Origin of the sequence: uncultured Amaricoccus sp. (assembly GCF_937891315.1) — a bacterium.
GTDB lineage: Bacteria > Pseudomonadota > Alphaproteobacteria > Rhodobacterales > Rhodobacteraceae > Amaricoccus.
Map to the genome: position 1 here is coordinate 1 of NZ_CALAGI010000067.1, position 25,002 is coordinate 25,002.

The 25,002-nt window shown below is 68.8% G+C and carries 18 protein-coding genes; 5 read left to right on the plus strand and 13 right to left on the minus strand.

The features are described 5' to 3' along the window. Window positions 1-255 precede the first annotated feature (255 nt). Window positions 256-1,746, minus strand: coding sequence for an NAD-dependent succinate-semialdehyde dehydrogenase (locus tag Q0480_RS05830; RefSeq protein WP_299131443.1), 1,491 nt, complete (start codon window positions 1,744-1,746; stop codon window positions 256-258). Window positions 1,747-1,900: 154 nt separating this feature from the next. Here Q0480_RS05830 and Q0480_RS05835 point away from each other — a divergent pair, with 154 nt between their 5' ends. Then, on the plus strand, window positions 1,901-3,124 hold the full coding sequence (locus Q0480_RS05835) for an SLC13 family permease (protein WP_299131444.1): 1,224 nt from the start codon (window positions 1,901-1,903) through the stop codon (window positions 3,122-3,124). A gap of 310 nt (window positions 3,125-3,434) precedes the next feature. Here Q0480_RS05835 and Q0480_RS05840 read toward each other — a convergent pair whose 3' ends face one another. The 7 genes from Q0480_RS05840 to Q0480_RS05870 form a co-directional block, all read right to left on the minus strand. After that, window positions 3,435-4,838 (minus strand): FGGY family carbohydrate kinase, encoded by a 1,404-nt coding sequence (locus tag Q0480_RS05840; protein ID WP_299131445.1) that lies wholly within the window; start codon window positions 4,836-4,838, stop codon window positions 3,435-3,437. Window positions 4,839-4,842: 4 nt separating this feature from the next. Beyond that, complete coding sequence (locus tag Q0480_RS05845; RefSeq protein ID WP_299131446.1) at window positions 4,843-5,160, minus strand: L-rhamnose mutarotase; 318 nt, start codon at window positions 5,158-5,160, stop codon at window positions 4,843-4,845. Further along, window positions 5,157-6,158, minus strand: a complete 1,002-nt coding sequence (locus Q0480_RS05850; protein WP_299131447.1) for an ABC transporter permease — start codon at window positions 6,156-6,158, stop codon at window positions 5,157-5,159. The genes Q0480_RS05845 and Q0480_RS05850 overlap by 4 nt, the downstream gene beginning before the upstream one ends. Continuing rightward, entirely contained in the window at window positions 6,155-7,138 is a 984-nt protein-coding gene (locus tag Q0480_RS05855; RefSeq protein ID WP_299131448.1) for an ABC transporter permease, read from the minus strand. The genes Q0480_RS05850 and Q0480_RS05855 overlap by 4 nt, the downstream gene beginning before the upstream one ends. Beyond that, window positions 7,135-8,685, minus strand: coding sequence for a sugar ABC transporter ATP-binding protein (locus Q0480_RS05860; RefSeq protein ID WP_299131449.1), 1,551 nt, complete (start codon window positions 8,683-8,685; stop codon window positions 7,135-7,137). Before Q0480_RS05860 ends, Q0480_RS05855 begins: the two co-directional genes overlap by 4 nt. Window positions 8,686-8,806: 121 nt before the next feature. After that, window positions 8,807-9,793, minus strand: coding sequence for a rhamnose ABC transporter substrate-binding protein (gene rhaS / locus Q0480_RS05865; RefSeq protein ID WP_299131450.1), 987 nt, complete (start codon window positions 9,791-9,793; stop codon window positions 8,807-8,809). Between the two features lie 69 nt (window positions 9,794-9,862). After that, window positions 9,863-10,678 (minus strand): DeoR/GlpR family DNA-binding transcription regulator, encoded by an 816-nt coding sequence (locus Q0480_RS05870; protein ID WP_299131451.1) that lies wholly within the window; start codon window positions 10,676-10,678, stop codon window positions 9,863-9,865. A gap of 186 nt (window positions 10,679-10,864) precedes the next feature. On the opposite strand from Q0480_RS05870, the gene Q0480_RS05875 reads away from it, so the two are divergent. After that, window positions 10,865-12,967 carry a bifunctional rhamnulose-1-phosphate aldolase/short-chain dehydrogenase gene (locus Q0480_RS05875; RefSeq protein WP_299131452.1) on the plus strand — a complete coding sequence of 701 codons (2,103 nt, stop codon included), beginning with the start codon at window positions 10,865-10,867 and terminating at the stop codon, window positions 12,965-12,967. 47 nt (window positions 12,968-13,014) lie between these two features. After that, complete coding sequence (gene rhaI, locus Q0480_RS05880) at window positions 13,015-14,280, plus strand: L-rhamnose catabolism isomerase (RefSeq protein ID WP_299131453.1); 1,266 nt, start codon at window positions 13,015-13,017, stop codon at window positions 14,278-14,280. Between the two features lie 52 nt (window positions 14,281-14,332). Here rhaI and gap read toward each other — a convergent pair whose 3' ends face one another. Further along, window positions 14,333-15,334 (minus strand): type I glyceraldehyde-3-phosphate dehydrogenase, encoded by a 1,002-nt coding sequence (gene gap, locus Q0480_RS05885; protein ID WP_299131454.1) that lies wholly within the window; start codon window positions 15,332-15,334, stop codon window positions 14,333-14,335. Between the two features lie 279 nt (window positions 15,335-15,613). Further along, on the minus strand, window positions 15,614-17,101 hold the full coding sequence (gene glpK / locus Q0480_RS05890) for a glycerol kinase GlpK (RefSeq protein WP_299131455.1): 1,488 nt from the start codon (window positions 17,099-17,101) through the stop codon (window positions 15,614-15,616). A gap of 289 nt (window positions 17,102-17,390) precedes the next feature. Between glpK and Q0480_RS05895 the strand changes: the two genes are divergently transcribed. Next, window positions 17,391-18,170 carry a DeoR/GlpR family DNA-binding transcription regulator gene (locus Q0480_RS05895; RefSeq protein ID WP_299131456.1) on the plus strand — a complete coding sequence of 260 codons (780 nt, stop codon included), beginning with the start codon at window positions 17,391-17,393 and terminating at the stop codon, window positions 18,168-18,170. A 24-nt stretch (window positions 18,171-18,194) separates the two neighbouring features. On the opposite strand, the gene trpE is transcribed toward Q0480_RS05895, so the two are convergent. From trpE to Q0480_RS05910, 3 genes are read right to left on the minus strand one after another with little or no spacing between them, the layout of a single operon-like run. Next, a complete protein-coding gene (gene trpE / locus Q0480_RS05900) occupies window positions 18,195-19,712 on the minus strand; it encodes an anthranilate synthase component I (protein WP_299131457.1) in 1,518 nt (505 codons plus the stop codon). A 40-nt stretch (window positions 19,713-19,752) separates the two neighbouring features. Further along, window positions 19,753-21,633: a peptidylprolyl isomerase gene (locus Q0480_RS05905; RefSeq protein WP_299131458.1), complete on the minus strand. Its 1,881-nt coding sequence runs from the start codon at window positions 21,631-21,633 to the stop codon at window positions 19,753-19,755. 59 nt (window positions 21,634-21,692) lie between these two features. Beyond that, a complete protein-coding gene (locus Q0480_RS05910; RefSeq protein ID WP_299131459.1) occupies window positions 21,693-22,937 on the minus strand; it encodes an aminotransferase in 1,245 nt (414 codons plus the stop codon). Between the two features lie 194 nt (window positions 22,938-23,131). Between Q0480_RS05910 and Q0480_RS05915 the strand changes: the two genes are divergently transcribed. After that, window positions 23,132-24,952 carry an ATP-binding cassette domain-containing protein gene (locus tag Q0480_RS05915; protein ID WP_299131460.1) on the plus strand — a complete coding sequence of 607 codons (1,821 nt, stop codon included), beginning with the start codon at window positions 23,132-23,134 and terminating at the stop codon, window positions 24,950-24,952. The last annotated feature ends 50 nt before the right edge of the window (window positions 24,953-25,002 follow it).

A 25,002-nucleotide genomic window follows, 5' to 3' on the forward strand; every position in this document is an offset into this window, starting at 1 on the left:
CGAGCCCCGGCAGGGCACGCCCGTCACGATTTCGCGTAACCTCGAAATCGCGCAGCGGAGGCTCGGACGTCGCGCATCTCTCGGACGTCGCAGGCGGCGCGGCGGGGACATCGACCGGGGCGCCGCCTTGGGCGGCTGCGCGAGGTCCGGGCGGGGAAGGGCAAAGGCGAAGCAATCAGACGGATTTGGTATTTGTTGCCACCAACTTCGCGGACCCTGACCGATGACCTTCGCGAGGTCGAGTTCTATTCAGCCTCAGGACGGCGCCGGTTCGACCGCGACGCAGACATATTTCATCTCGAGATAATCCTCGATGCCGTGGTGCGAGCCCTCGCGGCCGAGGCCGGATTGCTTGACGCCGCCGAACGGCGCGACCTCGGTCGAGATGAGGCCGGTATTGACGCCGACCATGCCGTATTCCAGCGCCTCGGCGACGCGCCAGACGCGGGACAGGTCGCGGGCGTAGAAATAGGAGGCGAGGCCGAAGATCGTGTCGTTGGCCTGCTCGATCACATCCGCCTCGGTCTCGAACCGGAACAGCGGCGCCACCGGGCCGAAGGTCTCGTCATGGGCGACCATCATCTCGCGGGTAACCCCGGTCAGGATGGTCGGCTCGAAGAAGGTGCCTCCGAGCGAATGCCGGTGCCCCCCCATCTTGATCTCGGCGCCCTTCGCGGTGGCGTCGGCGATATGTTCCTCGACCTTGGCGACCGCGGCCGGAGTGATCAGCGGCCCAAGGGTGACGCCGGCGTCGAAACCGTCGCCGACATGCGTCTGGCCGACCTTGTCGGCGAGCTTCTGGGCAAAGGCGTCATAGACGCCGGCCTGCACATAGATGCGGTTGGCACAGACGCAGGTCTGGCCGTTGTTGCGATATTTCGAGATCATCGCGCCTTCGACGGCGGCGTCGAGATCGGCGTCGTCGAAGACGATGAAGGGCGCGTTGCCGCCGAGTTCCATCGACATCTTCAGCACCTGCCGCGCACCCTGGGCGAGCAGGATCCGCCCGACCTCGGTCGAGCCGGTGAAGGTGAGCTTGCGGACCTTCGGATGGGAACAGAACACCTTGCCGATGCGCGCGCTCGATTTCGAGGTGATGACGCTCAACAGCCCTTTCGGCACGCCGGCTCGCTCGGCGAGCACGGCGATGGCGAGGGCGGAGAGCGGCGTCTCGGCGGCGGGCTTCGCCACGAAGCCGCATCCGGCGGCGAGCGCGGGCGCGACCTTGCGGGCGATCATCGCATTCGGGAAATTCCACGGCGTGATCGAGGTGGCGACGCCGATCGGCTGCTTCAGGACGAGGATCCTCTTGTCGGGCTGATGCCCCGGGATGGTCTCGCCGCCGACGCGCTTGGCCTCCTCGCCGAACCATTCGATGAAGCTGGCGCCGTAGAGGATCTCGCCCCTGGCCTCGGCCAGCGGCTTGCCCATCTCGGCGGTGAGGATCGCGGCGAGATCGTCGGCGTTGCCGATCATCAAATCCGCCCATTTCCGCAGCACCGACGCCCGCTCCTTGCCGGTGCGCGCGGCCCAGGCCTTCTGCGCCGCGTAGGCCGCCTCGATCGCCCGCTCGGTCTCGGCTTCGGACAGGTCCGGCACGGAGGCGATCACGTCGCCACGCGCCGGGTTGGTCACCGCGAAGACCGCGCCATCGTCGGCGCCCACCCAGGCACCGGCGACGAAAGCCTGGTCGCGCAGCAGATCCGGATCCTTCAGGAGGGACTTCAGATCGGTATGGTCGAGCATCGGCGTATCTCCCACGTCAGGGCCGGGGCGGCATGGTGACCACAAAGCCGGCGAGGCGCAAGGGAGGCGCCCGGAAGAACCAGGCGCGATCGCCCCGCCCGACCGCGGCGACAAGTCTCGACAAGACCGTCGCCGCTGTGCACCTTGCGCCCGCATGACCCTGACCATCTTTCTCCTCACCTACGCCGGCATGGCGCTGGGGCGCATTCCCGGGTTTCGCGTCGACCGGACCGGGGTCGCGCTGCTCGGCGCCATCGCGCTGCTGGTCAGCGACCGTATCGCGCCCGAAGCGGCCTGGATGGCGGTCAGCTTTCCGACCGTGGCCCTGCTTTTCGGGCTGATGGTGGTCTCCTCGGCCTTCATCGTCTCGGGCTTCTATGACTGGGTGGCGCGGTGGGTCGCGGGCCTGCCGCTCGGGCCGCGCGGGTTGCTCGCCCTCTTGATCGGCGTGGCGGCGGTGCTCTCCTCGATCCTCACCAACGACGTGGTCGCGGTGGCGATGGTGCCGCTGATCCTGCAGCTGGCGCTGGCGCGCGGGCTCAATCCGGTGCCGCTGCTGCTCGGCTTCTGCTTCGCGGCGAATACCGGCGCGGCCGGCACGGTGATCGGCAGCCCGCAGAACATGATCATCGCCCAGGGGCTGAACCTGTCCTTCACCGGCTTCATGGCGGCGGCGCTCTTGCCCTCGATGCTGTCGCTCGGGCTGATCTGGGGCGTGCTGGCGCTCGTCTATCGCGGCAAGTGGCTTCAGGCGCCGGTCGCGGGCGCCGCGGCGCCGAGCTTCATTCCGTTCGAGCGGCTGGAAACCGCGAAAGCCGCGCTGGTGACCCTCGTCGTGGTGATAGCCTTCATGGCGACGGACTGGCCGCGCGAGAACGTGGCGCTCGGCGCGGCCGCCGTGCTGCTTCTCAACCGGCGCTTCTCCTCGACCGACATGCTGGCGCATGTCGATGGCGAGGTCCTGCTGCTGCTCGGCAGCCTTTTCATCGTCAACGCGGCGATGGCGGCGACCGGCCTGCCGCAGGAGATGATCGCGGCGCTGCGCGACCATGGCGTGGATCTCGCCCATCCGATGACCAGCTTCCTCACCATGGGGGTGCTCAGCGACATCGTCGGCAACAATCCCGCCGCGCTGTTGCTGACCCCCTATCTGCCGCGCACCGACCCGGAACTGACCGGCGCGGCCCTCGCCCTCGGCAGCGGCTTTTCCAGCAACGTGGTGATCTTCGGCAGCCTCGCCGGCATGATCGTCGTCCAGACGGCGCAGAAACATGGCGTGACCATCTCGCTCGGCGAATTCTCGAAGGCCGGCATTCCGGTCACCATCCTCTGCATGCTGCTCGGCGCCGGCTGGCTCCTGTTCCTGATGGGGGCTTAGTACGGCCTCCCGCGGATCGGCTCGGTCCCCTGTCCCGAAAGGCACTTCGGACCGGATCAGGCGACAGTCCAGTGGACTGTCGGCCCGGGTCGTTGGCCTTCGACCAGTCGAAGGCCAAGGGGCCATCGGATTTCCTCGCACGCCGGCAATCAGGCCGCGCCTGACTGGGCTGGCGCGGTATCGCGCCTGCCGGGGGCAGTCAGGCGCGGCCTGATTTGTGTACCCCAAATCAGGCAGGAAACAGCAAGGCCACCCCCGAGCGGATCAAGCGACAATCGCATGATGCAAGGGACCGCGGCGGAGCGGGATCCTATCCCGCCATTCCGGCGGATGCGTGGAGCCCGAAGTTCGGCGGTTCCCCGGCGCGGACGCGGCGTCGCCATTCGGCGGCGTAGGCTCCGAGATCATCCGTCCGGCGTGGCGGAGGCGTCTCGCGGCCGGCCGCGGACCGGATGCCGTGCGCGAGCAGGGCCGCCCCGACCGCGGTCCCGGTCGCGCCGCCGGCGGCGGCGAGCGCGGGACGGCCGATGGCCGCCTCCAGCATGTCGAGATAGTCCGCGTTGCGCGCGAACGGCCCCTCCACCAGCGCCGGCCCGGCTGCGCCAAGCAGATCGAGCGCCTCGGCGGTGGTCAGCGCGAGATAGAAGGCGAGCGCGACCGCCTCCTCGCCGGCGTCGCCCGGGCGCGCGGTCCAGCCGCCCCGGCGACCGCGAAAGGGACCGTAGTCAGGCTCCACGGCCGGCAACAGCATCAGGCCGCGGCCGAGAACGCGCGCCCGGGCCGCCGCGTCCGGGGCGAAGTCGCGGCCCGCGCGGATGATCTCGTACTCCCGGCCGCCCATGAAGCGCGCCGAGGGGGTGGGCTCGCCCAACGCATTGACATTGACGAGCAGGTCGCGCGCCGGATCGAGCGCCTTCGGCGCGGCGCCGACCGCCATCGCGACGACCCAGGTGCCGGTGGAGACGACCGCGAAGGGCGCGGGCCAGCGGTTGAGATGTGCGAGAAGCGAGGCGTTGCTGTCATGGATGCCGCAAAGCACCGGCACGCCGGGCGCCAGCCCTGTGCGCGCGGCGATCTCGGGAAGGAGCGGCCCGAGCACCTCGCCCGCGCGACGGAGCGGTGGCAGGAGCCGGCGCCAGCCCATCGCATCGACGAGGGTGGAGAAATCGCCGGTCCGGGGGTTCCAGAGATCGGTATGACAGCCGAGCGAGGTCGCCTCGACCGCCGCGACGCCGGAAAGCCGCATCGCCCAATATTCCGGATAGGTGAGGATATGCGCGGTCCGCGCGGTCTCCGCCCGAAAGGTGGTGAACAGCCAGTGAAGTTGCGCGCCGAGGTTCAGCCCGGCGCCGAGGCGGGGCGAGCCGGTCCGCGCGAAATCCGGGCGGAGCGCGTCATAGGCGCCGGTCGGCAGCGGATGCTCGTAGTCGAGGATCGGCAGGACCGGCGCGCCGCCCGCGTCGACCAGCGCGGCCGTGGCGCCGTGCGTGGTGATCGCGATCGCCCCGATCGGCCAGTCGGCGCCAAGCTTGCCCAGGGAATCGAGCAGGAAGCGCCAATGCCGCTCGGTATCGTAATGCGGGAAGGGGCCGTCCTGACGAACCTCGTTCGGCATGCGCCGCTCGGCGACCTCGCGCTCGGCGGCGAGATCGACGATGGCGAGCTTCACATTGGTCTTGCCGAAGTCGATGACGGCGACGTGGGACGGGTCCAAGGTCTCAATCCAGTTGAAACATCGGCTCGAGCGCGGCGACGGTGGGGGCACCGTCGGGCTCGGTCGCCATGATGTCGGCCATATGTTCCCACCAGCGCCGCATCACCGGCTCGAGCGGCAGGCTGTCCATGCCGTGACCCTCCGTCCGCAGCAGGGTGGCGAAGAGCGCGCCGGTCTCGCGGTCGAGCCAGATCGAATAGTCCGAGATTCCGGCGGCCTTCAGCAGGATGGTGAGTTCGGGCCAGATCGCATCATGGCGGCGGCGGTACTCCGCCTCGCGCCCAGGATGCAGGCGCATGCGAAAGGCGATGCGCTCGGTCATCGCCGGGCCATGGCGACGAGGCGCGGGGCGGCGATCACGGCGATCAGCAGCAGGCCGATGAAGATCGACATGACGATGCCGGGCACGTTCAGCAGGCCGAGGCCGAAGGTGACCATCCCCATGATTAGCGCCGCCATGACCACGCCGAAGATCGTGCCGGAACCGCCGAGGATCGAGACCCCGCCGAGCACGACCATGGTCACGACCTCAAGCTCCATTCCCGCGCCGATCGAGGGACGGGTGGAGCCGAGACGCGAGGTCAGGCAGATCGACGCGATGCCGGAGAGCAGGCCGGTCAGCAGGAACAGGGTCATCTTGATCCGCTCGACCTTGACCCCGGAGAAGCGGGCCGCGGTGGCATTGTTGCCGATCGCATAGACCCGCCGCCCGAAGGTGGTCCGGCCGAGAAGGATGCCGAAGCCGAGTGCCAGCACGGCGAACAGCGCCAGCTCGAAGGTGATGACCCAGCCGACATAGCCCTGGCCGAAGAAGGCGAAACCATCGGGATAGCCGCTGAACGCCCGGTCGCCGAGCACGATGTAGGAGATGCCGCGAAAGAGGCTCATGGTGCCGATCGTCACCACGATCGAAGGCAGGCCGAAGCGGGTGACCAGCGTGCCGTTGAACAGCCCGCAGATGAGCCCGGTGCCGAGGCCGATCGCCACCAGCGCCGGGGTGCCCGCCCCGGCCTGCGCGGCGTAGCCCATCGCGGTCGAGGCGAGGGCGACGATGGCCGCGACCGAAAGGTCGATCTCGCCCGAGATGATGAGCAGCGCCATGGCAAAGGCGATCATCGCCTTTTCCGTGAAGTTGAAACTCGCGTCCGAGAGGTTCCAGGGATCGAGGAAATAGGGCGAGGCGAAGGCGTTGGCGGTGAAGATGAGCACCGCCACCACGACCAGCAGCGTCTCCCAGGATCGCAGGACCCGCTGGCGCGTCGTGGTGAGCCGGTCGGGGATCAACCGGACGGCGCGGGGTCCGAGGGTCGCGGTGGTCATGCGCTGGCTCCTTCGGCGGACTTGAGGATGACGCGCCCCCGCCGGCGTTCGGCCCGGGCGTTGAAGGCGACGGCGAGCAGGATCGCGAGGCCGGAAATCGCCATCTGCCAGAAGGGCGAGATGCCGGCGACCGGCAGAGCGTTCTTGATGACACCGAGGAACAGGGCGCCAAGCACCGCGCCGCCGACCGAGCCGATGCCGCCGGCGATCGAGACGCCGCCGATCACGCAGGCGGCGATCACGTCGAGTTCGAAGCCCGACGCGACCTCGACATAGGCCACGGCGTAGCGGCTGACCCAGAGATAGCCACAGAGTCCGGCCAGCCCGCCGATCAGGGTGAAGGCCAGGAACCGTGTCCGGCCGGGCGAGATGCCGGCATAGACCGCCGCGTGCTCGTTGCCGCCGACGGCGTAGAAGGCGCGGCCGAGCGGGGTGCGGGTGAGCAGGACGGCGGCGAGGACCACGGTCAGGATCGCGATCCAGGACAACATCGGCAGGCCGAGCAGCGAGGCGCGGGGGAAGCCCTTGAAGGCCGCGCTCATCTGGTGGGCATTGACCCAGGCGCCGCTGGCGAAGAGGAAGATCGTGCCCCGGAAGATCGTCATGGTGCCGAGCGTGACGACGATCGGCGGCAGGCCGAGCTTCCAGACCAGCAGCCCGTTCACCGCGCCGAGGCAGGTGCCGAGCAGCACCGCGAGGGCGATCAGCAGCGGCACCGGCAGGCCGGGGGCGGCGGCGTTCAGCATGGCGACGACCATGCCGGTCAGCGCGACATTGGCGGCGACCGAGAGATCGATGCATTTCGTCAGGATCACCGCCATCTGGCCGAGCGCCAGGATGATCAGGATCGAGCTGTCGTTGAAGATCGCGGCGAGGTTCCCGGGACCGGCGAAGCCGCGGAACCGCGTCTCCACCAGCAGGATCAGCGCGACAATGGCGGCGGCGAGGATCGCCTCGCGCGAGCGGATGAAGCGGGTCATGCGGCCTCCTCATGGGCGAGGCCGGCGGCGGCGCGGACGAGGCGCTCCGGTGTCAGGCCCGCGCGGTCGTAGGTTCCGACCATTCGCCCCTCGCGCATCACGATCACGCGGTCGGACATGCCGAGGATCTCCGGGATTTCCGACGAGACCATGATGACCGCCAGCCCCTGCGCGGCGAGCTCGGCCATGAACTCATGCACCGCGGCCTTGGAACCGACGTCGATGCCCTTGGTCGGCTCGTCGAGGATGATGACCTTGGGTCTGGTCGCAAGCCACTTGCCGATCACCACCTTCTGCTGGTTGCCGCCCGAGAGCAGGCCCAGCGGCTGGTCGAGACTGGCCGCGCGCAGCTCCAGCCGTTCGGCATAGAGGCGGGTCAGGGCGAATTCCTCGGCCATCCGCAAGAAGCCGTGGCGCGATACCTGGGCCAGCGAGGGCAGGGTGAGGTTCTCGAAGATCGGCATCGAGCGGATCGCGCCCTGAAGCCCGCGATCCTCCGGGACATAGACGATTCCGCGGCGGATCGCCTCGGCGGGGGAGCGGATCACGGCGACCTTGTCGTCGATCCGGCAGGCGCCCCTGGCGGGTCGCGTGACGCCGAACAAGGATTGCATGAATTCCGACCGCCCGGCGCCGACCAGGCCGTAGAAGCCGAGGATCTCGCCCTGGCGCAGCGTGAAATTGATGTCGGCGAATTCGGTCGGATGCGAATAGCCGGTGACCCGCAACACCTCCTCGCCGATCACCGGCTGGCGCGCGGGGAAGATCCGGTCCATTTCACGCCCGACCATCATCGCGACCAGCGATCTCTCGGTCGCGTCCGCCATCAGGCCGGCGCCGACGAGGCGGCCATCGCGAAACACCGTGTAGCGGTCGGCGATGCGAAAGATTTCGTCGAACTTGTGGCTGATGAACAGGATCGCCTTGCCGTCGGCCCGCAGCCGCTCGATCAGGTCGTAGAGTTCCTCGATCTCCTTCTGGCTGAGCGCCGCGGTGGGCTCGTCCATGATCACCACCCGCGCGTCGATCGAGAGCGCGCGCGAAATGGCGACGAGATGCTTCGAGGCGATGCCGAGGTCGCGGAGCGGCGCCTTCGGATCGACCGACGCGCCGACGCGGGCGAGAAGCGCCGCCGCCTCGTCATTCATCCGGCCCCAGTCGATGAGGCCGAAGCGCCCGCGGGGCGCATGGCCGAGGAAGATGTTCTCGGCGACGGTCAGGTCGTCGAAAAGCACCGTCTCCTGATGGATGGCGGTGACGCCGGCCCGCGCCGCGTCGATCGCCGCGGGAAAGCGGGTCGGGGCGCCGGCGACCGTGATCTCGCCCTCGTCGGGCTGGTAGATGCCGGTCAGGATCTTGACGATGGTCGACTTGCCCGCGCCGTTCTCGCCGATCAGCGCGGTCACCTCACCCGGATAGAGGTCGAGATCGACGCCACCGAGCGCCTGCACGCCGGGAAAGGCCTTGGAAATGCCCCGGAGCGACAGCGCCGGCGCCGTGATGGCCGGGTGCGCGGCCGGGCCGCGCGGCGGTTGGAACGCTTGCATGGAAAAATCCTCTGATGGAGTCGCCGCCCCGGGCCTTCACCCGGGACGCGCCTCTCGAAAGCGCCGCTTCCGGCGCCGGGGTCCGGGACAGGCCGGACCTCGGGAGTTTTCGGTCAGTCGCTCAGAAGATCGACTTGAACTCATCGATATTGGACTTGTCGTACTTGAACGGCGTCGCCATCGCGGCCTCGTTGTTCGCGTCGAGTGTCGCGGTGCCGATCCGGCCCATCGGGATCTCGGCTCCCGGCTTCGCCTCGACCTTGTCGGTCGCGAGCTCGTAGGCGATCGTCGCCGCCGCGTAGCCGAGATCGACCGGGTTCCAGATCGCGAAGGATTTCGACGCGCCGCTCGCGATCGCGCCCGCCATTTCCGACGGCAGGCCGAGGCCGGTCACATTGACCTTGCCGATCTTGCCGGCGTCCGACACCGCCTGCGCCGCCGCGACGATACCCACGCTGGTCGGCGCGATGATCGCGTCGAGGTCGGGATAGGTCTGCAGCAACCCTTGCGTCTCGCGATAGGACTTGTCGGCGAGGTCGTCGCCATAGACCGTCGCGACCACCTTGATGTTCGGATAGTCGCCCATCACCTTGTTCATCTCCTCGATCCAAGCGTTCTGGTTCGTGGAGGTCGAGGTCGCCGACAGGACCGCCACTTCGCCGCCCTCGGGCAGTTCGTCGGCGGCGAGCTTGATGATCGTCTGGCCGATCAGTGGCGAGGACGAGGGTGCCAGATGCATCTCGCGGCCCTCGGGCGCCACGCCGGAATCCCACGAGATGACGGTGATCCCGCGCTGCATCGCCTTCTTCAGCGCCGGGACCACGGCGTCGGGGTCGTTGGCGGAAATGGCGATGGCATCGACCTTCTGCGCGATCAGCGCGTTGATCACCTCGATCTGGCCCTCGGCGGTGGTCGAGGTGGGACCGGTATAGATGATCTCCATATTGCCGATTTCCTTGGCCGCTTCCTCGGCGCCGCGCGCGGCCGCCTCGAAGAAGCCGTTGCCGAGCGATTTGGCGACGATCGCCACCTTGACCGGATCGGCCATCGCCGCCGTCGAGGCGAGAAGCGCCGCGAGGAGCGTCGCGCCGGTGAAGAATCTGTTCATTTCGTAGAGCCTCCCATTTGTTCTGGTCGTTCAGGGCACCCGGTTGTCAGGTGCTCATTCTTCTCGCGCCTAGGCGCTGGCGGATCCCGCCCCGTCTTCTTCCCTCGCCGCGCCGGAGGGCGCGACGATCAGCCGGACGCCCGCCTCCTCCAGCATGGCGGCGTGGCGGTCCTCGACCCTCTCGTCCGTGATGACCGTCTGGATCCGCGACAGCGGGCAGAGGATCAGCGCCGAGCGTTTGGTGAATTTCGACGAATCGACCAGCAGGACGACCTCGTCGGCCTGGCCGATCAGTTTCTCCTCCGCCTGGATGATCAGCGGGTCGGCTTCCATGACCCCCAGGGGGGCGATGCCCTGCGCGCCCATGAACATGCGCCGCGCGTAGAAATTGCGGGTGACGTCGTTCTCGAAAGGCGAAAGCACGATGTTCTGCTCGCGATAGATCGTGCCGCCCGACAGCATCACGACGTTGCGCGAATGGTGCAGCAGATGCTCCGCGATCGGAAAGGAATTGGTGAAGACCTGCAACCGCCGCGTGGCCAAGGGATGCACCATCTGGAAGGTCGTGGTGCCGCCATTGATGATGATCGCATCGCCGTCGTCGCAAAGCTCGACCGCCGAGCGGGCGATTGCGCGTTTCTGCGCGATATTGATCGAAGCATTGAGCGCGAAGGGTCGGCCGGTCAGGCTCGTCACCGGCATCGGCGCCATGGCCTCGGCCCCGCCCCGAACGCGGCGCAATTTCTTCTTCAGATGCAGTGTGGCGATGTCGCGCCGGATAGTGGCTTCCGAGCTGTCGGTCAGTTCCACCAGTTCCGAAACCGAAACGAAGGGCTTCGCCTGAGCGGCGGAAAGAATGACCCTGTGGCGTTCGGATTCGTGCATCGTGTTCTCCCTGACGCCGACATTGACGGCGATTCGGCCGATCGTCAATCAAAAAACATCACAATCAATCGTTCGCAGTCGCAATATGAATGTTTTTGATCGTTTATGATTGACTCGAGCCGCGAGTCGCGCGAAAGAAAGGCAGGCCCCGATCAGCGAACGGGGCACGCGCAGGGAGGATGCCAGATGCTGGACAAGTCGCCGGAGCCCCGGATTCGCAACGCCTGGGACGACGCGGTCGCCGCGCCGATGAGCGAGCCGGAGAAGCTGCTCTATCGCTCGAACCTGCTCGGCTCCGACAAGCGCGTGACGAACTATGGCGGCGGCAATACCTCGGCCAAGGTCGCGGAGACCGATCCCCTGACCGGCGAGACGGTGGAAGTGCTGTGGGTCAAGGGCTCGGGCGGGGATATCGGCTCGATGAAGCTCGACGGGTTTTCCACGCTCTACATGGACAAGCTCCGCGCGCTGAAGGGCAAGTACCGCGGTGTCGCGCATGAGGACGAGATGGTCGGCTATCTGCCGCACTGCACCTTCGACCTCAATCCGCGCGCGGCCTCGATCGACACGCCGCTGCACGCCTATGTGCCGCGCCGCCACGTCGATCACATCCATTCCGACGCGATCATCGCGATCGCGGCCTCGAAGAACTCGGAGGCGCTGACGCGGGAGATCTTCGGCGGGACCATCGGCTGGCTGCCGTGGAAGAAGCCGGGCTATGAACTCGGCCTGTGGCTGGAGAAGCTGGCGACCGAGAACCCGGAACTTCGCGGCGCGGTGCTGGAGAGCCACGGGCTCTTCACCTGGGCCGACGACGCCAGGCACTGCTACGAGACGACGCTCGAGATCATCAATACCGCCGCCGAATGGCTGGCGGACCGGACGGCCGATGTGCCGGCCTTCGGCGGCCTCCGGGTCCAGCCGCTGCCGGCCGCCGAACGCCGGGCGGTCGCCGCGCGGTTGATGCCGGTGATCCGCGGCCTGATCTCGAAGGAACGCTACAAGGTCGGGCATTTCGACGATCAGGGCGCGGTGCTGGATTTCGTCGGCTCGAACGCGCTCGGCGATCTGGCGCCGCTCGGCACCTCCTGCCCCGACCATTTCCTGCGCACGAAGATCCGGCCGCTGGTGCTGGATTTCGACCCGGCGAACCCGGATATCGAAGCGACGCTCGCCAGCCTGCCGGCGGCGGTCGCGGCCTATCGGGAAGATTACGCGGCCTATTACCAGCGCTGCCGCGAGGCGGACAGCCCGGCGATCCGTGACCCGAACGCCGTCGTCTATCTGGTGCCGGGGGTCGGAATGCTGACCTTCGCGCTCGACAAGGCGACGGCGCGGATCTCGGGCGAGTTCTATGTGAACGCGATCAATGTGATGCGCGGCGCCTCGGCGGTTTCCGAATATCAGGGCCTGCCGGAGAAGGAAGCCTTCGATATCGAATACTGGCTGCTCGAAGAGGCGAAGCTCCAGCGGATGCCGAAGCCGAAATCGCTCGCCGGGCGGGTCGCCGTCATCACCGGCGCCGCCGGCGGCATTGGCGCGGCGACGGCGGAGCGCTATCTGGCCGAGGGCGCCTGCGTGATGCTGGCCGATATCGACGCCGGCGCGGTCGAGGAGGTCCGCGCGGGCTTCGCGAAGCGCCATGGCGCCGACATGGTGCGCGCGGTGGTGGCGAATGTCACCGACGAGGCGGCGGTCGCGGCCGCCTATGACGCGCTCGCGGTGGAATTCGGCGGTGTCGACATCGTGGTCTCGAACGCCGGCATCGCCTCCTCCGCCCCGATCGAGGAGACGACGCTCGACCTCTGGAACCGCAATATCTCCATCCTCGCCACCGGCTATTTCCTGGTCAGCCGCGAAGCGTTCAAGCTCCTGAAAAGGCAGGGCATCGGCGGGTCGGTGGTCTATGTCGCCTCCAAGAACGGCCTCGCCGCCTCGCCCAACGCCTCGGCCTATTGCACGGCCAAGGCGGCGGAGATCCATCTCGCCCGCTGCCTCGCGCTCGAAGGGGCGCCGGAGGGGATCCGGGTGAATGTGGTGAACCCCGACGCGGTGCTGCGCGGCTCGCGGATCTGGTCCGGCGAATGGCTGGACCAGCGCTCCTCGACCTACGCCACCGACAAGGAGGGGCTGGAGGAGATGTACCGCCAGCGCAGCCTGCTGAAACGCTCCGTCCTGCCCGAGGACATCGCCGAGGCGAACTATTTCTTCGCGTCCGACGCCTCGGCCAAATCCACCGGCAACATCGTCAATGTCGATGCCGGCAACGTGCAGTCCTTCACCCGCTGACGCCGGCCCCAACAACAATACGGCGCGCGGACGCCGGGGAGGAATCCATGCTCGACAACGGCATCATCCTGGAAGCGAACGACGCGGCCGAGGCCGCCGTCCGCTCCGACTACGACCGGCTCGGCGAGGTGCTGGATCGCCGCGGCGTCGCCATCGCCGAGATCGCGCGCAAGGTCGCGGCTTTCGGCGTCGCGGTGCCGAGCTGGGGCGTGGGCAGCGGCGGCACCCGCTTCGCCCGCTTCCCCGGCGGCGGCGAGCCGCGCGACGTGTTCGACAAGCTGGACGATTGCGGCGTGATCCAGCAGCTGACCGGCGCCACGCCGACCGTCTCGCTGCATATCCCCTGGGACAGGGCGCCGGCCGCCGACCTCCGCGCCAAGGCGGCGGAATGGGGCCTCGGGTTCGATGCGATGAATTCCAACACCTTCTCGGACAGCCCGGGGCAGGCGCTCAGCTACAAGTTCGGCTCGCTGTCGCATACCGACAAGGCGGTGCGCGATCAGGCGGTGGCGCACAACATCGCCTGCGTGGAGCTCGGGCGGGAACTCGGGGCCAAGGCCTTGACCATCTGGATCGGCGACGGGTCGAACTTCCCCGGTCAGGCGCATTTCGGGCGGCAGTTCGAGCGCTACCTCGCCGCGACGGCCGAGATCTACGCCGCGCTGCCCGAGGACTGGACGCTCTTTACCGAACACAAGATGTACGAGCCCGCGTTCTATTCCACCGTGGTCGCCGACTGGGGCAGCAACCTGATGATCGCCCAGACGCTCGGCGACCGGGCGAAGTGCCTCGTCGATCTCGGCCATCACGCGCCGAATACCAATATCGAGATGATCGTCGCGCGGCTGGTCCATGCCGGCAAGCTCGGCGGCTTCCATTTCAACGACTCGAAATACGGCGACGATGATCTCGATTCCGGGTCGATCGACCCCTATCGGCTGTTCCTGATCTTCAACGAACTCGTCGGGATCGAGGGGCCGGCGCCGGCCTACATGATCGACCAGAGCCACAATGTGACCGATCCGATCGAGAGCCTGATCAGCTCCGCGACGGAGATCCAGCGCGCCTATGCCCAGGCGTTGCTCGTCGATCGCGCGGCGCTCGACGCCTGTCAGGAGACGAACGACGCGCTGATGGCCTCCGAGACCCTGAAACGCGCCTTCCGCACCGACGTCTCGCCGCTCCTCGCGCAGGTCCGAATCGACAAGGGCGCCGCGGCCGACCCGATCGCCGCCTATCGTGCCAGCGGCTACCGCGCCCGCGTCAGCGCGGCGCGGCCGGCGAAGGAGGCGGGCTCGGGCGGCATCGTCTGAGCCGCGGGCGCCAAGGAAGGGGGACCGGATTTCACCGGTCCCCCGCGTCTGTTCAGATCAGCTTGCCCATGGCGACGGCGGTGTCGCCCATGCGGATGGAGAAGCCCCATTCGTTGTCGTACCAGGTCAGGATGCGGACCATCGTGCCGTCCATGACCTTGGTCTGATCCATGTGGAACACCGACGAATGCGGGTCGTGGTTGAAATCCGACGATACCAGCGGCTCCAGCGTATAGCCGAGGATGCCCTTCAGCTCGCCGTCCGCCGCCGCCTTGATCGCGTCGTTGATCTCGGCCACGCTCGTCGCCTTCCTGGCGATGAACACCAGATCGACCACCGAGACATTCGGGGTCGGCACGCGGATCGCAACACCGTCGAGCTTGCCGTTGAGCTGGGGCAGCACCAGGCCGACCGCCTTCGCCGCGCCGGTCGAGGTCGGGATCATGCTGAGGGCGGCCGCGCGGGCGCGGTACAGATCCTTGTGCATGGTGTCGAGCGTCGGCTGATCGCCGGTATAGCTGTGGATCGTCGTCATGAAGCCCTTCTCGATGCCGACGGTCTTGTCGAGGACATAGGCGACGGGCGAGAGGCAGTTCGTCGTGCAGGAGGCGTTGGAGACGACGAGATCGTCCTTGGTCAGGGTCTTGTCGTTCACGCCATAGACGATGGTCTTGTCGGCGCCGCCCGACGGGGCCGACACCAGAACGCGCTTGGAACCGTTTTCAAGGTGGATCTTCGCCTTTTCCTTGTCGGTGAAGATGCCGGTGCATTCCATGGCGATATCGACATCGCCCCAGGGCAGTTCCGCCGGGTTGCGGACCGCCGTCACCTTGATCGGACCGCGGCCGACGTCGATCGTATCGCCGGAGACGGTGACGGTGCCGGGGAAACGACCGTGGACGCTGTCATAGCGCACGAGGTGGGCATTGGTCTCGACCGGGCCGAGGTCGTTGATCGCCACGACCTCGATATCGGTCCGGCCCGACTCGATGATCGCGCGCAGCACGTTACGCCCGATGCGCCCGAAGCCGTTGATTGCAACCTTGACCGTCATTTCTCGATTTCCCTTACTTCAGGACTGTGAGGTCAGCGCGCGCCGACCCGCGTGTATTCCTTCGCGCCGTCCGGCGCGCGTCGCGGGCTCGAACCGCCGGTCAAGAGCCTGGAAGCGCGCAGATCCGGCAGGCCCCGGATACAGGCCCGCGCGCATTCCCGCAAGCCGCGCGGACAGAAAACACCGGCGCCGCGCCGGGCACGCGAAATGAGACAAGCTCACAGCCCCGGATGCCGCTTGATATGGTTTCTTGACATGCCCCGGCCGGACCCGTCCTGATCAGCCGCGCGTCAGCGTGCGGCGGACCGCGTCCTTCCATCCGGCATAGGCTTTCTCCCGGGCGCCCGCTTCGATCGCCGGCTCGAACCGGCGGTCCAGCGCCCAGGAGCGCGCGAATTCGGCGGGCCCCGGATAGAGGCCGGCGCGCATTCCGGCCAGCCATGCCACGCCGAGCGCGGTGGTTTCGCGCACCCGCGGCCGGTCGACCGGCGCGCCGAGGATGTCGGCGAGGCATTGCATGGTCCAGTCCGAGGCGCTCATCCCGCCATCGACGCGCAGCACGGTGTCCTCGCCCGCGCCCCAGTCGGCGCGCATCGCCTCGGCGAGGTCGCGGGTCTGGTAGGCGACGCTCTCCAGCGCGGCGCGGGCGAATTCGGCGGGACCGGAACCGCGGGTGAGGCCGAAGATCGCGCCGCGGCATTCGGCATCCCAGTAGGGCGCGCCCAGTCCGGTGAAGGCCGGGACCAGATAGAGCCGCTGGTTCGGGTCGGCGCGTTCGGCGAGACCTTGGGTTTCCCCGGCGGCGCGAATGATGCCGAGCCCGTCGCGCAGCCACTGCACCACCGCGCCGGCGACGAAGATCGAGCCTTCGAGCGCGTAGGTCGGCTTGCCGTCCAGCTGATAGGCGATGGTGCCGAGCAGCCGGTTCCGGCTCTCCACCAGCCGCTCGCCGGTGTTGAGCAGGGCGAAACAACCGGTGCCGTAGGTCGATTTCAGCATGCCGGGCTGGAAGCAGGCCTGCCCGACCGTCGCGGCCTGCTGGTCGCCGGCGACGCCGAGGATCGGGATTTCGCGCCCGAAGAGATCGGCCCGCGTCATCCCGTATTCCGAGGCGCAGTCGCGGACCTCGGGCAGCATCGCCATCGGTACGCCGAGCAGCCCACAGATCTCGGCGTCCCAGCGACCTTCGCGGATGTCATAGAGCAGTGTGCGCGCCGCGTTCGTCGCGTCGGTCGCATGGACCGCGCCGCCGGTCAGCCTCCAGATGAGAAAGGTATCGATCGTGCCGAACAGGAGTTCGCCGGCCGCCGCCCGCGCCCGTGCGCCCTCGACATTGTCGAGCAACCACCGGATCTTGGTGCCCGAGAAATAGGGATCGAGCAGCAGGCCGGTCTTCCGCGCGATCATCGGCTCAAGGCCCGCGGCGCGCAATTCGGCGCAGAGGCCGGCGGTGCGGCGGTCCTGCCAGACGATGGCATTGTGGATCGGCTCGCCGGTGCGCCGGTCCCAGACCAGCGTCGTCTCGCGCTGGTTGGTGATGCCGACCGCGGCGATGGCGGCCGGCGCAAGCCCCGCCCGCTCGATCGCGCCCCCGCAGACGGCGGCGGTCGTCGACCAGATTCCGGCCGGATCATGCTCGACCCAGCCGGAATTGGGGAATATCTGCGGAAATTCCTCCTGCGCCGAGGCGACGACATTGAGATCGGCGTCGAAAACGATGGCACGGCTCGAGGTCGTGCCCTGGTCGATGGCGAGCACGTGACCCATCGCGTCCCTCCCCGGTGCTCCGTTTCGCATGGAGCTTCGTCCGGAACGCAGGGGGCATCCGGCGGCGCGTTCTGTCAAGGCGCGGCTTTGGGGCGGGCACGGTGCTCGCATTCTCCGATCCACCGCGAAACATGTCCCGCGACCGCGCGCCACGCGGGGAGAGGGCCGCCAGATATGAGGGTACCTTCCGCCCGTGTCGCCCCCGCCATTCGCGCCGCAAGTTTATTGCGCGCGCTTGCGCGCCTTCGACGCGCGTTCTATGACGAAATCAGCAACAGTCGCGAGCAGCATGGCCCAGAACTTCCGTCACTCCGAGATCCTGACAATCGCGAGGGACGCCGGCAAGGTCACGGTCGAAGGGCTCGCCACGCATTTCAATGTCACCGCCCAGACGATACGGCGCGATCTGGCCGAGCTTTGCGATGTCGGCCAGCTGACGCGGGTGCATGGCGGCGCGATGATCCCGTCGGGGGTGATCGCCCTCGGCTACGAGGATCGGCGCAGCCTCGCCTCCGAGGAGAAGGACGCCATCGCCCGCATGGTGGCCCGGCAGATCCCGGACGGGGTCTCGATCTTCATGAACATCGGGACCACGACCGAGGCCGTCGCCCGCGCGCTGCTGAAGCATCGCAACCTGATGGTGATCACCAACAACCTCAACGTGGCGAACATCCTCGCGACGAGCCCGAACTCCGAGGTGATCGTCGCCGGCGGCATCCTGCGCCGGGCGGACGGTGCGCTGGTCGGCGACGTGACGGCGGAGTTCATCGGCCAGTTCAAGGTGGATTACGCGATCATCGGCTCGGCGGCGGTCGATCCCGACGGCTCGCTGCTCGACTATGATTTCCGCGAGGTCCGGGTGGCGCAGGCGCTGATCAAGAACGCCCGCAAGAGCTATCTCGTCGCCGATCATACCAAGTTCAAGATGGCGGCGCCGGTCAGGATCGCGAGCCTCGCCGATCTCGACGGTTTCTTCACCGACATCGCGCCGCCGAAATCGATTCTTCAGCTCTGCGCCGACAACGATGTTTTCATCCGCACCGTGGAAAACGCGGCGCGGGCCCGTTAGGCGGCGTTTGTCCCAGGGGTTCGGTCAGCCGTTGGCGCCGCCGGGGCCGACGAAGAGCGCGGCGTCGCGGGCGGCCTGGGTCAGGGCCTTGGACTTGTTCACCGTTTCCTCGAACTCGGCCTCGGGGTCGCTGTCGTGGACGACGCCGCCGCCGGCCTGGATATAGAGCGTCGCGTCCTTGACCACCGCCGTGCGCAGCGCGATGCAGATATCCATGTCGCCGCCGGCCGAGAAATAGCCGACGCCGCCGCCATAGACTCCGCGCTTTTCGCTCTCGAGTTCGTCGATGATCTGCATCGCCCGCACCTTCGGCGCGCCGGAGACCGTGCCGGCGGGCAGGCCGGCGAGCAGCGCCGAGAGCGCGTCCTCGCCCTCGGCCAGCTCGCCGTCGACATTCGAGACGATATGCATGACGTGGCTGTAGCGCTCGATGATGAACTGCTCGTTCGGGTCGACGCTGCCGATCTTCGCCACCCGGCCGACATCGTTGCGGCCGAGGTCGAGCAGCATCAGATGTTCGGCCCGCTCCTTGGGATCGGCGAGAAGCTCGGCCTCCAGCGCCGCGTCCTCGGCCGGGGTGGCGCCGCGGCGCCTGGTGCCGGCGATCGGGCGGATGGTGACGCGGCCGCCCTTCACCTGCACGAGGATCTCCGGACTCGCCCCGATCACCTGGAAGGCGCCGAAGTTGAAATAGAACATGTAGGGGCTGGGATTGGTCCGCCGGAGCGCGCGATAGAGCGCGAAGGGCGGCAGGTCGAACCGCTGCGCCCAGCGCTGGCTCGGCACCACCTGAAAGACGTCGCCGGCGGCGATATAGTGTTTGGCCCGGGCGACGACCTCGAGATAGCGCGCATGGCTGGTGTTGGAGACCGGCGCCGCGGGCGGAGGCGCGGCACCGAGGTCGCGGGTCGCCGCCGCCGGCGCGCGGTCGAGATCGCGCACCGCGTCCATCACCCGTTCCGCCGCCTGGGCGTAGGCCGCGCGGGCCGACAGGCCGGAATTGGCCCAGGCCGGGCTGATCACCGTCACCTCGGCCTTCACGCCATCGACCACCAGCACCACCGACGGCCGCAGCATCAGCGCATCGGGCAGGCCGAGCGGGTCGGGATTGACGTCCGGCAGATGCTCGACCAGGCGCACCATGTCATAGCCGAGGAAGCCGAACAGGCCGGCGGCCATTGGCGGCAACTCGGCCGGAATGTCGATCCGGCTCTCGGCGATCAGCGCGCGCAGGCTGTCGAGCGGCGCGGCGGCTTCGTCCTGCCATCCGTCGGAATCGAAGCGCGCGGAGCGGTTGATCCTGGCGCGGGCGCCGCGGCATTCCCAGATCAGATCCGGCTTCATCCCCATGATCGAGAAGCGGCCGCGCACGTCGCCGCCGGTCACGCTTTCGAGCAGGAAGCTGTCCTTGCGCGCCTCGGTCAGCTTCAGCATCAGGCTGACCGGCGTATCGAGATCGGCGACGAGCCGGGTCCAGACCAGCTGGTTCTCGCCGCGCGCATGGGCTTCGGCGAATGCTTCGAACGCGGGGAACAGGGTCATCGGCGAAGAATCACGGGGCGGAAACTCATGGGGCGGCGGCTCACGGGAAGCGGGTCAGCACGGCGTCGAGCTGGTTCTGGTGCAGCGTGACGCCGGCCGCGTCACGCAGCGCGCCGGTATAGAGCGCCAGCAGATCCTCGGCGACCTGGCCGCGCAGCTGGGTCTCGGCATTGAGCACGGCCGTCTTGTTGGCTTCGGCCTCCGGATCGAACGGCTGAATCGCTGTCAGCTGAGCGAGCACGACGCCCAACCCGGAGCCGCCCGCGTCCGGCGCGGTCACGAGCGCGCCCTGCTCCGTGGCGAAGATGTCGGTCATCAACTCGGGTGACACGCCCGGCGCCACCGCGTCGCGGGTCCCGGGCGCGGCCGCGATCGGCGCGAGCCCGAGCCGCCGGGCGAGATCGGCGAAGGGAAGGCCGCCCCGCACCTCGTCCCCGAAGCCTTGCGCCACGGCGGTCAGGCGCCGGCCGGTCTCGGCCGCGGTCCAGTCGGCGGCGACCCGATCACGTACCTCGGGCAGCGGGATCAAGGCTGGCGCGTCGATCGAATCGACCCGCAGCGCGACGAGGCCGCCGCCGGCGAGTTCGACAACGTCTGTCGTCTCGCCGACCTCGGACTGGGTCGCGAGGTCGCGGAAGGCGGGGTCGGCGGCGATGCCGTCGGTGGTCGCGGCGGTGAGCTCGATGGTGCCGAGGGTCATCTCGGTCTCAGTGTCGATCTCTTCGAGCGTCGCGCCACCGGCGACCAGATCCTCGATCGCGGCGGTGTCGGCGGCGATCCTGTCGGCGGCGAGCTTCAGCGCGCGCTCCTGGCGGAGCTCGTCGCGGGCCGCCTCGAAGGGGGTGCTGGTGGCGGCGAGAATCGCGTTGATCCGGTAGAGCGACGGGCCAAGCGCGCTCGACACCGGTCCGATGATACCGGGCTCGGTCGCGCCGAACACCGCCGCGCGGGCGGCCGGCGTCAGCGACGCGGCCGCGACATCGCCCTGGTCGATCTGGTCGGACGTCAGGCCCCGCTCGACGGCGAGCGCGTCGAAATCGATCTCGCCGGCGTCGAGCCGGGCCTTCGCCGCCGCCGCGTCCGCGTCGGTGGCAAAGCCGATCCGGTCGAGCGCGCGCCGCTCCGGCGTGTTGAACCGGGCGGGTTCCGCGTCATAGGCGGCGCGCAGGTCGGCCTCGGGCACCTCGATGCTGGCGGCGAGCGTCTCGGGGGCGACGCTGACATAGGTGACATGGCGGGTTTCGGGCCGGGTGTAGCGGTCGTTATGCGCGTCGTACTCGGCCCGCAGTTGCTCCTCGGTCGGGGCAGGCACCGGCTCGGGCAGCGCGGCGGGCCCGATCTCGATCCAGTCGAAGCCGCGGCGCTCGCCGAGATAGCCGAGGATGGTCGCCGCCGCCGAAACCGGCGCGGCGGCGGCGGACTGCACGCCGTTCGCCAGCATCTCGCGGGTGGTCTCGCGGCGCAGATCCTCCTCGAAGTCGGCGGGATCGAGGCCGTTGTTGCGCAGGGTCATCTCGTAGGTCTGGCGGTCGAACTTGCCGTCGGGGCCGCGGAAGGCGTTGACGGTCATCACCTGCGCGCCAACCGCGTCGTCGCCGACCGAAAGGCCGAGCCGGTCCGCCTCCTCGTCGAGCGCGGCGTCGTTGACGAGGCGCGCGAGGACCATGGTGTCCATGCCGTATTGCCGCGCCTCCGACATCGGCAGCGCGCGGCCGAGCCGATTCGAGAGCGTCCGGACCTCGCGGTCAAGCGCGCGGGCATACTCGGCCTCGCTGATCGAGCGGTCGCCGACCACCGCCACGTCGTCGCTGGTCAAGGCGCCGCTGTTGCCGATACCGAAACCGGCGAGGCCGATGACCAGCAGCACGAGCAGGGTCCAGACCAGGACCCGCGAATGTTTGGCGCGCAGGAAGTCGAGCATGGCGGATCGGGCATCCCTCTCGCTCCCGCGCGGGGACCGCGTGGGATCAGGGCGCGGTTTTAGGCGCTGGCCATCGGGGTGGCAAGGGGCGCCTCGGCCCGCTTCGCCAACGCCGGATCGGCGGTCAGCGCGGCGAGGCGGCGGGTCACGGTGGCGAGCCCATCGGCGTCCATGTTGGCGAAGGCGAGACGCAACTGGCGACCGAAACCGGTCGAGCCGCCCTTCTCCGGCGCGGGGCCGAACATGGTTCCGGGCAGGACCAGCAGCGACTGGCTCTCGACCATCGCCTTGGCGAGGCGGTCGGAGGGCAGGTCGAACGGATGCTCGACATAGGCGAAATAGGCGCCGCAGCCGAGCAGACGCCAGCCGGGCAGCGTGGCGAGGCCGGCGGTGATCGCGGCGCGGCGGCGCAGGATCTCGGCGCGCTCGCCCGCGACCCAGGGGCCGAGGTGGCGCAGGCCCCAGGTCGCCGCCTTCTGGCCGAGTGTCGGGGCGCAGATCGCGACGGAATCGAGGAATTTCTCGACCTCGGCCAGCCGGTCGGGCGCGGCGATGATCGCGCCGGTGCGATGGCCGGTCAGGCGGAAGGCCTTGGAGAAGGAATAGAGATGGATCAGCACGTCCCGCCAGTCGGGATCGGTGAAGAGGTCATGCGCGCGCCCCTCACGCGAGTCGAAGTCGCGATAGGTCTCGTCGAGCATCAGCGCCGCGCCGGCGGAGCGGGCGATGCCGGCGAATTCGGCGACGAGCCCGGCCGGGTATTCCGCGCCGGTCGGGTTGTTCGGGCTGATGAGCACGATCGCCTTGACCCGCGGCCCGATCAGCCGGCGCGCGGCCTCCGGATCGGGCGTCATGTCGGGGCGGCAGGGCAGCGGGATCGCCTCGACGCCGACGGTATCGCACCACATCTTGTGATTGAAGTACCAGGGCACCGGCAGCAGGATGGCGTCGCCCGGCACAGCGAGGGTGGCGAGCGCGGCGCAGAAGGCCATGTTGCAGCCCGCCGTGATCGCCACGTCCTCCGGGTGGATCGCCCCGCCATATTGCATGCTCCAGCGGCCGGCGATCTCGGCGCGAAGTTCCGGCAGGCCGAGCACCGGGCCATAGAGATGCGTGTCGGGCTCGGAGAGCACCATCCCGGCCATCGCGGCGCGCAGCGATTCGGGCGGCGGTTCGACCGGCGCGGCCTGGCTGAGGTTGAGCAGCGGCCGCTCCGGCGGAAAGCGGGTATCGGCGACCCAGCGCCGCGCCTCCATCACCGGCGGCGGCGCGGTGGCACGCAGGAGGGCGCTGAAAGGCGACATGGCGAACCCCGGTCGATGACGTCCGTCACGAACCTAGACGCCGCGGCGCGGCGGGCGCAAGCGGCTTGCCCCGGCGCGGCCAGTGTTTCGGTGGCATCTATCTGAAAAGGCGCCAGAACCCGCCCGCCAAAACCTCCGCGACCGGCCCGAAGCCCGCTTGACGGCGCCGGGACGCGCCCTTAGGCGGGGCGATCATGGCCGAGCCTCCGATCCTGACCCTGACCGACATCGGCCTCACCTTCGGGGGGGCGCCCCTGTTCGAGAATGTCGCCCTCGCCGCGCATCCGGGCGAGCGGATCGCGCTTGTCGGGCGCAATGGCTCGGGCAAGTCGACGCTGATGAAGCTGATGGCCGGGCTGATCGAGCCGGACAGCGGCAGCCGGTTCCTGCGGCCCGGGCTGCGGGTCGGTTATATGGCGCAGGATCCGGACTTCGCCGGCTTCGCCACGCTCGGCGCCTATGCCGGGCAGGCGGTCGATCCCGCCGAGGCCTGGCGGGTGGACATGGCGATGGAGGGGGTGAAGCTCGACCCCGGCCTCGATCCGGCGGCGGCCTCGGGCGGCGAGCGGCGACGCGCGGCGCTGGCACGGATCCTCGCCGAGGCGCCGGATCTCATGCTGCTCGACGAGCCGACCAACCATCTCGACATCACCGCGATCGCCTGGCTCGAGGACTGGCTGCGCGAGACGCGGACGGCTTTCGTCGTCATCAGCCACGACCGGGCGTTCCTGCGGCATCTGACCGACCGGACGCTCTGGGTCGACCGCGGCGAGGTCCGCCGCCTCGACCGCGGTTTCGCCGCCTTCGAGGAATGGCGCGACCGGACCTTCGAGGAGGAGGATCAGGCGCGGCACAAGCTCGACCGGCTGATCAAGGCCGAAGGCCGCTGGGCGGTCGAGGGCATCTCGGCGCGGCGCAAGCGCAACCAGGGCCGGGTGCGGCGGCTGGCCGACATGCGGGCCGAACGCCGGGCACAGATCGCGCGGCAGGGCGCGGCGCGGATGGATTTCGAAAGCGCGACCCGTTCCGGCAAGCTGGTGGTGGAGGCCGAACGCGTCGCGAAGCGCTTCGGCGGGCGGGAGATCGTCCGCGACTTCTCGCTGCGCGTCCAGCGCGGCGAGCGCGTGGCCCTGGTCGGGCCGAACGGGGTCGGCAAGACGACGCTGCTCAATCTCCTGACCGGGGAGCTCGCGCCCGACGAGGGGTCCGTGCGGCTCGGCGTCAATCTGATCCCGGCGGTGTTCGACCAGAACCGGGCGGCGCTCGATCCGGCGGCGAGCCTCTGGGACACGCTGACCGGCGACGCGACGCTCGGCGTCTCGGGCCGCAACGATCAGGTGATGGTGCGCGGCAAGCCCCGGCACGTCGTCGGCTATCTCAAGGAATTCCTGTTCGCCGAGGCGCAGGCGCGCGGGCCGGTCTCGGCGCTGTCGGGCGGCGAGCGGGCGCGGCTGCTGCTCGCGCGGCTGATGGCACGCGATTCGAACCTGCTGATCCTCGACGAGCCGACCAACGATCTCGACGTCGAGACGCTCGATCTGCTGCAGGAGCTGATCGACGACTACGGCGGCACCGTTCTTCTCGTCAGTCATGACCGCGACTTCCTCGACCGGGTGGCGACGACGACCATCGCGATGGAGGGCGACGGCGCGGCGGTGGTCTATGCCGGCGGCTGGAGCGACTATCGCGCGCAGCGGGCATTGTCGGAGCCGGAGGCGCCCGCCGCGGCGGAACGGACGCGGGCGAAACCGGCGGAGAAGCCGGCGCCGAAGGCCGCCGCCAAGCTCAGCTTCACCCAGGCGCATCGGCTGGAAGCGCTGCCGGCCGAGATCGACCGCGTCACGGGCGAGATCGCCAAGCTCGAAACCCTGCTCGCCGACCCGAACCTCTTCGCGCGCGACCCCGACAAGTTCGCCAGGGCGAGCGCCGCGCTCGTCGCCCGGCAGGAGGCGCTGGCCGCCGCCGAGGAGGAATGGCTGCGCCTCGAAGAGCTGCGCGAAGCCGCGAGCGGCTAGGCGGCGGACCCCGCGGGAGGGGCGCGGGCGCTCCCTACCCAAGCGCGGGG

Excerpts from the sequence above, each read along its gene's own strand:
- Q0480_RS05830 (WP_299131443.1), bottom strand. The coding sequence starts at position 1,746 with ATGCTCGACCATACCGATCTGAAGTCCCTCCTGAAGGATCCGGATCTG.
- Q0480_RS05835 (WP_299131444.1), top strand. The coding sequence starts at position 1,901 with ATGACCCTGACCATCTTTCTCCTCACCTACGCCGGCATGGCGCTGGGG.
- Q0480_RS05845 (WP_299131446.1), bottom strand. The coding sequence starts at position 5,160 with ATGACCGAGCGCATCGCCTTTCGCATGCGCCTGCATCCTGGGCGCGAG.
- Q0480_RS05850 (WP_299131447.1), bottom strand. The coding sequence starts at position 6,158 with ATGACCACCGCGACCCTCGGACCCCGCGCCGTCCGGTTGATCCCCGAC.
- Q0480_RS05855 (WP_299131448.1), bottom strand. The coding sequence starts at position 7,138 with ATGACCCGCTTCATCCGCTCGCGCGAGGCGATCCTCGCCGCCGCCATT.
- Q0480_RS05860 (WP_299131449.1), bottom strand. The coding sequence starts at position 8,685 with ATGCAAGCGTTCCAACCGCCGCGCGGCCCGGCCGCGCACCCGGCCATC.
- rhaS (WP_299131450.1), bottom strand. The coding sequence starts at position 9,793 with ATGAACAGATTCTTCACCGGCGCGACGCTCCTCGCGGCGCTTCTCGCC.
- Q0480_RS05870 (WP_299131451.1), bottom strand. The coding sequence starts at position 10,678 with ATGCACGAATCCGAACGCCACAGGGTCATTCTTTCCGCCGCTCAGGCG.
- Q0480_RS05875 (WP_299131452.1), top strand. The coding sequence starts at position 10,865 with ATGCTGGACAAGTCGCCGGAGCCCCGGATTCGCAACGCCTGGGACGAC.
- rhaI (WP_299131453.1), top strand. The coding sequence starts at position 13,015 with ATGCTCGACAACGGCATCATCCTGGAAGCGAACGACGCGGCCGAGGCC.
- gap (WP_299131454.1), bottom strand. The coding sequence starts at position 15,334 with ATGACGGTCAAGGTTGCAATCAACGGCTTCGGGCGCATCGGGCGTAAC.
- glpK (WP_299131455.1), bottom strand. The coding sequence starts at position 17,101 with ATGGGTCACGTGCTCGCCATCGACCAGGGCACGACCTCGAGCCGTGCC.
- Q0480_RS05895 (WP_299131456.1), top strand. The coding sequence starts at position 17,391 with ATGGCCCAGAACTTCCGTCACTCCGAGATCCTGACAATCGCGAGGGAC.
- trpE (WP_299131457.1), bottom strand. The coding sequence starts at position 19,712 with ATGACCCTGTTCCCCGCGTTCGAAGCATTCGCCGAAGCCCATGCGCGC.
- Q0480_RS05905 (WP_299131458.1), bottom strand. The coding sequence starts at position 21,633 with ATGCTCGACTTCCTGCGCGCCAAACATTCGCGGGTCCTGGTCTGGACC.
- Q0480_RS05910 (WP_299131459.1), bottom strand. The coding sequence starts at position 22,937 with ATGTCGCCTTTCAGCGCCCTCCTGCGTGCCACCGCGCCGCCGCCGGTG.
- Q0480_RS05915 (WP_299131460.1), top strand. The coding sequence starts at position 23,132 with ATGGCCGAGCCTCCGATCCTGACCCTGACCGACATCGGCCTCACCTTC.